A 7,544-nucleotide genomic window follows, 5' to 3' on the forward strand; every position below is an offset into this window, starting at 1 on the left:
AAAAAAACCAGAGGAAACCTCGATGAACACTTCAATGAGCCGCGGGCCCGTTTCAGCGCGCTATGCGCTGGCGCTGGTGACCGCTAGCCTGCTGTCCTTCTCCGTACAAGCCGCCAACCTGACTCGTGATAATGGCGCTGCCGTGGGCGACAACCAGAACTCGCAAACGGCCGGGGCTAATGGCCCGGTGCTTCTGCAAGACGTGCAGCTCATTCAGAAGCTGCAGCGCTTTGACCGCGAACGTATCCCGGAGCGCGTGGTACATGCCCGGGGTACCGGCGCCCACGGTACGTTCACGGTCACCGACAACCTCAGCGACCTGACCAAGGCCAAAGTATTCGCAGCCGGCGAAGCGACACCCGTATTCGTGCGCTTCTCGGCGGTGGTCCACGGCAACCATTCCCCGGAAACCTTGCGTGACCCACGCGGCTTCGCCACCAAGTTCTACACCGCGGAAGGCAATTGGGACCTGGTCGGTAATAACTTCCCGACGTTCTTCATTCGGGACGCCATCAAGTTCCCGGACATGGTCCACGCCTTTAAGCCGGACCCGCGTACTAACCTGGACGACGATTCCCGTCGCTTCGACTTCTTTTCCCATGTTCCAGAGTCCACTCGTACACTGACCGAGTTGTACTCGGACTCCGGCACTCCGGCCAGTTATCGGGAAATGGACGGTAACGGCGTACATGCCTACAAGTTGATTAACGCCAAGGGCGAAGTGCACTACGTCAAGTTCCACTGGAAGAGCCTGCAGGGCATCAAGAACCTTGATCCAAAACAAGTCACCGACGTACAGGGTCGTGATTACAGCCATATGACCAACGACTTGGTCACCCATATCAATAAGGGCGATTTCCCCAAGTGGGACTTGTATGTGCAGGTGCTTAAGCCGCAAGACCTGGCCAAGTTTGATTTCGACCCGCTGGATGCCACCAAGATCTGGCCGAACGTGCCGGAGCGCAAAGTCGGGCAGATGGTGTTGAACCGCAACCCGGCCAACGTCTTCCAGGAGACCGAGCAAGTCGCCATGGCCCCGGCCAACCTGGTGCCGGGCATCGAGCCGTCGGAAGACCGCCTGCTGCAAGGCCGGGTGTTCTCCTACGCCGATACGCAGATGTACCGCTTGGGGGCCAATGCCCTGCAACTGCCGATCAACGCCCCACGGGTGGGCGTCAACAACGGCAACCAGGACGGTGCGATGAACTTCGGCAAAACCACGACCGGTGTGAACTACCAGCCAAGCCGCCTGTTGCCACGGGAAGAGCCGCAAGCCGCGCGCTACAGTCAGTCGGCGCTGTCGGGCAGCACCCAGCAGGCGAAGATTCAGCGTGAGCAGAACTTCAAGCAAGCGGGTGACTTGTACCGTTCCTACACCCAGAAAGAACGTCAGGACTTGATCGCCAACTTCGGCGGCTCGTTGGCGACTACCGATGATGAGAGCAAGCACATCATCCTGTCGTTCCTCTACAAGGCTGACCCGGAGTACGGCACCGGCGTGACCAAAGTCGCCAAGGGCGACCTGGCGCGCGTGAAAGCGCTGGCTGAAAAACTGACTGACTGATTCGTTGGTTGTGGTCGACGCCCTCGTGGGGGCGTCGACCTTTGGCAGGAGGAAACCCCCATGCGTATCTCTATCGGTTTACTGATGGCCATGCTGGCCTTTGTCGCGCATGCCGAGTCCCCCGACCCGGCGGCACTCAAGGCGCAGTTGCAGGACTACTATTTTGACGCCGCCCGCCGTGGTGACGTCGACATGCTCAACACGTTCATTGAGTCCGGCTATGGCCTCAACACCCAGGATGACAAAGGCTACACCGCGTTGATCCTCGCCGCGTATCACGGCCAGGGCCCTTATGTGGAGCGTCTGCTCAGCGCGGGTGCCGACGCCTGCGTGCAGGACAAGCGCGGCAACACTGCACTGATGGGCGCAATCTTCAAGGGTGAGCTGAAAATTGCCCAGCGCCTGCTGGCGACCGACTGTAACCCAGACCAACGCAACGGTGCCGGGCAGACCGCCGCCATGTACGCCGGGCTGTTCAAGCGTGTCGAGTTGTTGGGCGAGCTAAAAGCCAAAGGGGCCGACCTGAACGCCGAAGACCCGATTGGCAACAGTGCTTCACGCTTGGCCAACGGCGAAATCCGGACCTCGGCGCCGCGCTGAGCTATCATCGCGGTTTTTCGGTTGGAGGTTCTCAAATGGCAAAGGCCAAGCGCATGTACGGCTGCACGGAGTGCGGCGCGACCTTTCCCAAGTGGGCCGGCCAATGCACCGAGTGCGGTGCGTGGAACACCCTGACTGAGACCATGATCGAAAGCGGCGGCGCCGCAGCCCCCTCCGGCCGTGCCGGCTGGACCGGGCAACAGGCGCAGATCAAGACCCTGGCCGAAGTCAGCGTCGAAGAGATCCCGCGTTTCTCCACCGCTTCCGGTGAACTCGACCGCGTATTGGGCGGCGGGCTGGTGGACGGCTCGGTGGTGCTGATCGGCGGTGACCCGGGGATCGGCAAGTCGACCATCCTGTTGCAAACCCTGTGCAGCATCGCCAGCCGCATGCCGGCGCTGTACGTCACCGGTGAAGAGTCCCAACAACAAGTGGCCATGCGCGCCCGGCGCCTGGGGTTGCCCCAGGACCAACTGCGGGTCATGACCGAAACCTGCATCGAAAGCATCATCGCCACGGCGCGGATCGAAAAGCCCAAGGTCATGGTGATCGACTCGATCCAGACGATTTTTACCGAACAACTGCAATCGGCTCCAGGTGGCGTGTCCCAGGTGCGTGAAAGTGCGGCGCTGCTGGTGCGCTACGCCAAGCAGAGCGGTACGGCGATCTTTCTGGTCGGTCACGTGACCAAGGAAGGCGCGCTGGCCGGGCCACGGGTGTTGGAGCACATGGTTGACACCGTGTTGTATTTCGAAGGGGAATCCGATGGTCGCCTGCGCTTGCTGCGGGCGGTAAAGAACCGCTTCGGTGCGGTGAACGAGCTGGGTGTGTTCGCCATGACCGATCGCGGGCTGAAAGAAGTCTCCAACCCCTCGGCGATTTTTCTGACGCGTGCCCAAGAAGAAGTTCCGGGCAGTGTGGTGATGGCAACGTGGGAAGGCACCCGGCCGATGCTGGTGGAAGTCCAGGCGCTGGTCGATGACAGCCACTTGGCCAACCCACGCCGCGTCACGCTCGGCCTGGATCAGAACCGCCTGGCGATGTTGCTGGCGGTACTGCATCGCCATGGGGGTATTCCTACCCACGATCAGGATGTGTTTCTCAACGTCGTCGGTGGGGTCAAGGTGCTGGAAACCGCTTCCGACCTGGCGTTGATGGCGGCGGTGATGTCCAGCCTGCGCAATCGGCCGCTGCCCCATGACCTGCTGGTGTTTGGTGAAGTCGGTTTGTCGGGCGAAGTACGCCCGGTGCCTAGCGGTCAGGAGCGTTTGAAAGAAGCCGCCAAGCATGGCTTCAAGCGCGCCATTGTGCCTAAGGGCAATGCGCCGAAGGAAATGCCGCCGGGCTTGCAGGTGATCGGGGTGACGCGCCTGGAGCAGGCTTTGGATGCTCTGTTCGAGTAGCCAGCAACACTACAGAACCCGGGTGGAAGGGGCTTGCCCCTCCCACATTCAGCTTTCCAGCAACGCCGCCAACTCCCTGCGCAGTTCATCCTCATCGGCCAAATTCAACTCGATCAGCCGCCGCAAATGGCTGATCGACTCCAAGTCGATATGTTGGCACACGAAGCCCAGTTGATTCGGATCCTCGTGGGTCAGCCGCACTTGCATCTTTATATGGGCCTTCGGGTCAAGACGTATGTCCACGTCGAAGGGCAACGCTTTGTTGCCCTTCCAGCCCTCGGGGCGTCTCACCAGCAAGCCCTTTAGCGAGAGATCCACCAAAGTAACCGGCAATTCCCATCCGTTTTGCCGAAGTTCTGTTTTTGCATCTAAGGCGATCCGGCGAAAACGGCGACGCTCAGACGATTGTTCGGTCATGGTTAAGCCCTCTGTGGATAGAAGGATTGTAGCCCTGCGCCATCAGGGGAGATTTATTTCCGCTTTTTTGCCGGTTGAAGGCTCTAGACCAACGTAGGGGGCTGGTCTTTGAGGCCAGTAGCGCTAAACTCGGGCTGGCTGTCCTTTCTGTCCACCCTGGCTGGAATATAAAAATGAAAAATAATAATAGCCTGCTACGCCACCTGCCCTGGCTGGTGCTGGCAATCGTAGGCGCTTGCGCCCTAGGCGTAGTGGCCTTGCGCCGCGGCGAGGCGATCAACGCCTTGTGGATTGTGGTCGCTGCTGTGGCCATCTACCTGGTTGCGTACCGTTACTACAGTCTGTTCATCGCGAATAATGTGATGCAGCTCGATCCGCGGCGGGCCACCCCCGCAGTGGTCAACAACGACGGTCTGGACTATGTGCCGACCAATAAACACATCCTGTTCGGTCACCACTTTGCAGCGATTGCCGGTGCAGGCCCGTTGGTCGGCCCGGTACTGGCGGCGCAAATGGGCTACCTGCCGGGTACCCTCTGGCTGATTGCCGGGGTGGTGCTGGCCGGTGCGGTACAGGACTTCATGGTCCTGTTCCTGTCCACCCGTCGCAACGGCCGCTCCCTGGGTGACATGGTCCGCGAAGAGATGGGCCGTATTCCGGGGACCATCGCGCTGTTTGGCTGCTTCCTGATCATGATCATCATCCTCGCGGTGCTGGCGCTGATCGTGGTCAAGGCCCTGGCCGAGAGCCCATGGGGTATCTTCACGGTGATGGCGACCATCCCGATCGCGATGTTCATGGGTGTGTACATGCGCTACATCCGCCCGGGTCGCATCGGTGAAATCTCGGTGATCGGCGTGCTGTTGCTGCTCGGCTCGATCTGGCTGGGCGGGCAGATTGCCGCTGATCCGGTCTGGGCCAAAGCCTTTTCCTTCACGGGTATCCAGATCACCTGGATGCTGATCGGCTACGGTTTCGTCGCGGCGGTACTGCCGGTGTGGCTGATCCTGGCGCCGCGCGACTACCTCTCCACCTTCCTGAAAATCGGCACCATCATCGCCCTGGCGATCGGCATCCTGGTCACCATGCCTGTGCTGAAAATGCCGGCGTTGACCCAGTTCATCGACGGTACTGGCCCCGTATGGAAGGGCGGCCTGTTCCCGTTCCTGTTCATCACCATTGCGTGCGGTGCGGTCTCGGGGTTCCACGCGCTGATTTCATCGGGCACCACGCCCAAGCTGCTGGATAACGAAACCAACGCCCGTTACATCGGTTACGGCGCGATGTTGATGGAGTCGTTCGTGGCAATCATGGCCATGGTTGCCGCTTCGGTGATCGAGCCAGGCGTGTATTTCGCCATGAACAGCCCGGCCGCCGTGGTCGGCGGTGATGTGATGGCCGTGGCACAAACCGTCAGCAGTTGGGGCTTTGCGATTACGCCTGAAGCGCTGCAAGCCGTGGCCCATGACATTGGTGAAACCACCATCCTGGCGCGTGCCGGCGGTGCGCCGACCCTGGCGGTCGGTATCGCGCAGATCCTGCACAGTGTGCTGCCAGGTGAAAACACCATGGCCTTCTGGTACCACTTTGCGATCCTGTTCGAAGCCCTGTTCATTCTGACGGCGGTGGACGCCGGCACCCGCGCCGGTCGCTTCATGCTGCAGGACTTGCTGGGCTCCTTCGTACCGTCGCTCAAGCGCACCGAGTCCTGGACCGCCAACCTGATTGCTACGGCCGGCTGCGTGGCGATGTGGGGTTACCTGCTGTACCAAGGCGTGATCGATCCGTTGGGTGGCATCAACACCTTGTGGCCACTGTTTGGTATCTCCAACCAGATGCTCGCCGGTATCGCCCTGATGCTGGCCACGGTCGTGCTGATCAAAATGAAGCGTCAGCGCTACATCTGGGTCACCCTGTTGCCGGCGGTATGGCTGCTGATCTGCACCACCACGGCAGGCTTCATCAAGCTGTTCGACGCCAACCCGGCGATCGGCTTCCTGTCGCTGGCCAAGAAATACAGCGATGCCCTGGCCGGCGGCCAGATCATTGCGCCGGCCAAGAACATCGACCAGATGCAGCACGTGATCTGGAACGCCTACACCAACGCAACGCTGACGGCGCTGTTCCTGTTCGTGGTGTTCAGTATCCTGTTCTATGCGCTCAAGGTCGGCGTCGCCGCCTGGGGCAACAAAGAGCGTACGGATAAAGAAGCCCCGTTCCAGGCTGTACCGGACGCGTAAACGAGGATTGCGAACATGTTCAATGACATCAGTCGCCTTGGAAAATACCTCGGTCAGGCCGCGCGCCTGATGGTCGGCATGCCCGACTACGACACCTACGTCGAGCATATGCAAACCAAGCACCCGGACAAGCCGGTGATGGACTACAAGGCGTTCTTCCGGGAGCGCCAGGAAGCCCGTTACGGCGGCAAGGGTGGGCCCAAGTGCTGCTGATTTAACGAAGCTCCCCTGTGGGAGGGGGCAAGCCCCCTCCCACATTTGTTTTGTGTTTATGCAGTTATCAGGAGAATAGTTTTGTCCTCTCCCATTCCCGTCACCGTGCTCAGTGGTTTCCTCGGCGCCGGCAAGACCACCTTGCTGCGCCACCTGCTCAAAGCCGAGCACGGATTGAAAATAGCCGTGATCGAAAACGAATTCAGTGATGCCGGTATCGACACCCAGCTGTTGGGCGAGGAGCCGGTGCAAGTCATGACCCTGTCCAACGGGTGTGTGTGCTGCACCATCCACACCGACCTGACCAAAGCCCTGTACCTGCTGCTCGAACGCCTGGACAGCGGCGAGATCGCCTTCGACCGCCTGGTGATCGAGTGCACCGGCCTGGCCGACCCGGCACCGGTAGCCCAGACATTTTTCATTGACGAAGCATTGCGCGAACGCTACATCCTCGACGGCATCATTACCGTGGTCGACGCGGCGCATGCCGAGCACCACCTGACCCAGACCATCGCCCAGGCCCAGATCGGCTTTGCCGACCGCCTGCTGGTGAGCAAGCGTGACCTGGTGGACGACGCAACGTTCGACGCCCTCAGCCAGCGACTGACCCGCATCAACCGGCGTGCGCCGATTCGCGTGGTGGATCACGGCAAGATTGACCTGGCCGAGTTGCTGGATGTACGGGGTTTCAACCTCAATGCCGGCATGAGCCTGCGCCCGGTCAGTGCCGCGCCCTCCGTCGACCGTATCTCCAGCGTGGTGCTGCGCACCGACCAACCGCTGGATATCGATCGGCTCAGCGAGTTCATGAACGAATTATTGGAGGATCACGGTAGGCAACTGCTGCGCTACAAGGGCGTGCTCAACATCGCCGGGGAAGACCGACGCATGGTGTTCCAGGGCGTGCTCAAGCTCTACGGGTTCGACTGGGATACCGAATGGGCCGAAGGTGAGACGCGGGAGAGTGTGATTGTATTTATTGCCGATGAGTTGCCGCAGGACAAGATTCGCGAAGGCTTTGCCAAGGTCTACCAACCCTGAAAACAATGTGGGAGGGGGCTTGCCCCCTCCCACATTTGACCGCATTTCAAATTGAAATTCGGTACA

At 60.4% G+C, this 7,544-nt stretch carries 7 protein-coding genes; 6 read left to right on the forward strand and 1 reads right to left on the reverse strand.

Annotated elements, in window-relative coordinates:
- Nucleotides 1-22 precede the first annotated feature (22 nt).
- Genes katB through radA form a run of 3 tightly spaced genes read left to right on the forward strand, consistent with a single transcriptional unit; the run spans nt 23 to nt 3,567 of the window.
- On the forward strand, nt 23-1,564 hold the full coding sequence (gene katB, locus M5B43_RS17885; RefSeq protein ID WP_248751334.1) for a catalase KatB: 1,542 nt from the start codon (nt 23-25) through the stop codon (nt 1,562-1,564).
- A gap of 60 nt (nt 1,565-1,624) precedes the next feature.
- Nucleotides 1,625-2,164: an ankyrin repeat domain-containing protein gene (locus M5B43_RS17890; RefSeq protein ID WP_248751335.1), complete on the forward strand. Its 540-nt coding sequence runs from the start codon at nt 1,625-1,627 to the stop codon at nt 2,162-2,164.
- A 35-nt stretch (nt 2,165-2,199) separates the two neighbouring features.
- On the forward strand, nt 2,200-3,567 hold the full coding sequence (radA, locus tag M5B43_RS17895; protein WP_248751336.1) for a DNA repair protein RadA: 1,368 nt from the start codon (nt 2,200-2,202) through the stop codon (nt 3,565-3,567).
- 48 nt (nt 3,568-3,615) lie between these two features.
- On the opposite strand, the gene M5B43_RS17900 is transcribed toward radA, so the two are convergent.
- The gene (locus M5B43_RS17900; protein WP_248751337.1) at nt 3,616-3,984 is read right to left on the reverse strand and encodes a PilZ domain-containing protein; all 369 of its coding nucleotides are present in this window, start codon (nt 3,982-3,984) and stop codon (nt 3,616-3,618) included.
- 173 nt (nt 3,985-4,157) lie between these two features.
- On the opposite strand from M5B43_RS17900, the gene M5B43_RS17905 reads away from it, so the two are divergent.
- The 3 genes from M5B43_RS17905 (at nt 4,158) to yjiA (ending at nt 7,478) form a co-directional block, all read left to right on the forward strand.
- Nucleotides 4,158-6,224, forward strand: coding sequence for a carbon starvation CstA family protein (locus M5B43_RS17905; protein ID WP_248751338.1), 2,067 nt, complete (start codon nt 4,158-4,160; stop codon nt 6,222-6,224).
- A 15-nt stretch (nt 6,225-6,239) separates the two neighbouring features.
- Nucleotides 6,240-6,437: a YbdD/YjiX family protein gene (locus tag M5B43_RS17910; protein ID WP_003194308.1), complete on the forward strand. Its 198-nt coding sequence runs from the start codon at nt 6,240-6,242 to the stop codon at nt 6,435-6,437.
- 81 nt (nt 6,438-6,518) lie between these two features.
- Entirely contained in the window at nt 6,519-7,478 is a 960-nt protein-coding gene (gene yjiA, locus M5B43_RS17915; protein ID WP_248751339.1) for a GTPase, read from the forward strand.
- Nucleotides 7,479-7,544: the final 66 nt, after the last annotated feature.

Origin of the sequence: Pseudomonas sp. MWU15-20650 (assembly GCF_023242475.1) — a bacterium.
GTDB lineage: Bacteria > Pseudomonadota > Gammaproteobacteria > Pseudomonadales > Pseudomonadaceae > Aquipseudomonas.

What these genes read in the sequence shown, in the direction of transcription:
- katB (WP_248751334.1), top strand. Translation starts at nt 23, where the DNA reads ATGAACACTTCAATGAGCCGCGGGCCCGTTTCAGCGCGCTATGCGCTG.
- M5B43_RS17890 (WP_248751335.1), top strand. Translation starts at nt 1,625, where the DNA reads ATGCGTATCTCTATCGGTTTACTGATGGCCATGCTGGCCTTTGTCGCG.
- radA (WP_248751336.1), top strand. Translation starts at nt 2,200, where the DNA reads ATGGCAAAGGCCAAGCGCATGTACGGCTGCACGGAGTGCGGCGCGACC.
- M5B43_RS17900 (WP_248751337.1), bottom strand. Translation starts at nt 3,984, where the DNA reads ATGACCGAACAATCGTCTGAGCGTCGCCGTTTTCGCCGGATCGCCTTA.
- M5B43_RS17905 (WP_248751338.1), top strand. Translation starts at nt 4,158, where the DNA reads ATGAAAAATAATAATAGCCTGCTACGCCACCTGCCCTGGCTGGTGCTG.
- M5B43_RS17910 (WP_003194308.1), top strand. Translation starts at nt 6,240, where the DNA reads ATGTTCAATGACATCAGTCGCCTTGGAAAATACCTCGGTCAGGCCGCG.